At 72.1% G+C, this 2,276-nt stretch carries 3 protein-coding genes; 2 read left to right on the top strand and 1 reads right to left on the bottom strand.

The features are described 5' to 3' along the window. Nucleotides 1–45: 45 nt before the first annotated feature. Nucleotides 46–819, bottom strand: coding sequence for a hypothetical protein (locus E1264_RS42120; protein ID WP_132183114.1), 774 nt, complete (start codon nucleotides 817–819; stop codon nucleotides 46–48). 388 nt (nucleotides 820–1,207) lie between these two features. Between E1264_RS42120 and E1264_RS42115 the strand changes: the two genes are divergently transcribed. Then, complete coding sequence (locus tag E1264_RS42115; protein WP_067459337.1) at nucleotides 1,208–1,690, top strand: CarD family transcriptional regulator; 483 nt, start codon at nucleotides 1,208–1,210, stop codon at nucleotides 1,688–1,690. Nucleotides 1,691–1,724: 34 nt separating this feature from the next. Beyond that, nucleotides 1,725–2,195, top strand: a complete 471-nt coding sequence (ispF, locus tag E1264_RS42110) for a 2-C-methyl-D-erythritol 2,4-cyclodiphosphate synthase (RefSeq protein ID WP_207936989.1) — start codon at nucleotides 1,725–1,727, stop codon at nucleotides 2,193–2,195. The last annotated feature ends 81 nt before the right edge of the window (nucleotides 2,196–2,276 follow it).

The following is a 2,276-nucleotide window of genomic DNA, read 5'->3' as shown; positions in this document are numbered from 1 at the left end:
GGTCTCGCCGCCGCGACCCGGTCTCGCGGGCCGTGAGGTGATCCGTCAGCCGGTCTGGAGGGCCTTGACCTTCCCGGCGAGCTCCGGCCCGGGCTGCGGCGCCCGGACGACCTCCCGGACCACGCCGTCCAGCTGGACGAACACGGCGGTGAGGCCGGTGGCGACCGGGCCCGGCGTGCCGGGCGGCGGCGCGTAGGCCGTCGCGAGCACGCCCTTGCGGTCCTCAAGCACCTGCGGCACGCCCTCGTGGGCGGTCCCCGCGCACGCCTTCAGCTCCTTCAGCGGCGTCCCCTTCTTGCCGCCGGCCGGACGCGGATCGGCGACCAGGTAGAACTTCAGCTCGTTCTCCTGCGTCCTGCCCGCGAGCTCCGCGACCACACCCTCGCATTCGTACCCGGGCGGGACGATGCCGACGACGCCCGGCCGCAGGTCGCGGATCTGCATGGCCGCGCGCTGCCCGGTCACCAGGTCGATCTCGCCCGCGGGCAGCAGCCCGCCGACCTCGCCGGGGCTCGCGGACGGCCGCGGCGCGAGCTGGGCGGCCGTCGGGCGCGGCGCGGGACGCGGCCCGAACGTGGTCATCAGCACCCCGCTGAGCAGTGCGACCAGCAGCGCGCCCGCGATGATCGGGATGGCGACGCCGAACCGGGTCAGCGGGCCGCCGAGGCGGCGGAACCGGTCCCGGCGCCGGCGGCGGCGCTCCTCGCGGCGGTAGGCGGCGACGTCCCGCTCCAGCTCGCGGGCGTCATCGGGCACGACGACGTCAACGCGGGGAAGCCCGTAGTCATCGGGCTCCGGGTCGTCGCCGTCCGGCCTCACGCCGCACCTCCGTCCTGGCTTCGCCGAGGCGCTCCACGGCCCCGTCCGGCGGGGGGCCGTGCTCCGGGCGGGCCGTGGTCCCATTAGGACCCTTCCGGGCGCTTCGTACCCGGACCACCCGGCATGTTCACCTCCAGTATGGAACGCATCTCGGCACTCGGCAGGAGGGATGCTTGTAACGGGGACACCCTTACCGGTAATGGCGGCCGGGCGGGATCACGGTGGTCTCTCGGCTACCCTGAGTACGGGGAACTGGTCCTGGATGCACCATTAAAGGGCTTTGTCAATACCCCAATATGCAGCTTGACCTGGGCATTTGTCTGGAACGTCGGTTCAGCCACCCTCGTTTCCGTGGTACCCTGGTTCTAGCGGAAGGGGTACTTGTCACATGACTTTCCAGGTCGGCGACACCGTCGTCTACCCCCACCATGGGGCTGCTCGGATCGAGGCCATCGAGACTCGCACCATCAAAGGTGAGGAAAAGACCTATCTGGTCTTGAAGGTCGACAAGGGCGACCTGACAGTGCAGGTTCCGGTCGAGAACGTCGAGGACGTGGGTGTCCGCGACGTCGTCGGCCAGGAGGGTCTGGAGAAGGTGTTCGAGGTGCTGCGCGCGCCCTACACCGAGGAACCCACCAACTGGTCCCGCCGGTACAAGGCGAACCTCGAGAAGCTCGCTTCCGGCGATGTGAACAAGGTCGCCGAGGTCGTCCGCGACCTCTGGCGGCGCGACAAGGAGCGCGGCCTGTCGGCCGGCGAGAAGCGCATGCTCGCCAAGGCGCGGCAGATCCTGGTCAGTGAGCTCGCGCTCGCGGAGAAGACCAACGAGGACAAGGCAGAAGCCCTGCTCGACGAGGTCCTGGCCAGCTGAACGGCCGGACGGATTGAGCGCAAGACTGCCACGGGTGGGCGTCGGAACCGACGTCCACCCGTTCTCGTCCGAGCCGCGCCCGCTGTGGGTCGCCGGGCTCGAATGGCCCGGTGAGGGGCACGGCCTCGCCGGCCACTCCGACGGCGACGTCGCCGCGCACGCCGCCTGCGACGCCCTCCTGTCGGCCTGCGGCCTAGGCGACGTAGGCGCCATCTTCGGCACCGCCGACCCCCGCTGGTCCGGCGCGTCCGGCGTCGCGCTCCTTCGCGAGGTCGCCCGCCTCGCCGGCGAATCCGGTTTCACCATCGGCAACGTGGCCATCCAGATCATCGGCAACCGCCCGAGGATCGGAAAGCGCCGCGCCGAAGCCGAGAAGACCCTGACCGGCGCCCTCGGGGGCGCCCCCGTCACCGTCTCCGCCACCACCACGGACGGCTTGGGCCTCACCGGCCGCGGCGAAGGCCTCGCCGCCATCGCCACCGCCCTCGTCCTCCCACCCGCCTGACCGACGCCCGCGCCGCCTCCGCGCCGCCCTGCGCCGCCTCCGCGCCGCCCTGCGCCGCCTCCGCGCCGCCTCCGCGCCGCC

Source organism: Actinomadura sp. KC216, from assembly GCF_004348535.1.
Classification (GTDB): domain Bacteria; phylum Actinomycetota; class Actinomycetes; order Streptosporangiales; family Streptosporangiaceae; genus Spirillospora.
This window is presented reverse-complemented; position numbering and strand designations above follow the sequence as displayed.

Bases quoted from the DNA above. Each gene is read 5' to 3' on its own strand.
- E1264_RS42115 (WP_067459337.1), top strand. From the start codon at position 1,208: ATGACTTTCCAGGTCGGCGACACCGTCGTCTACCCCCACCATGGGGCT.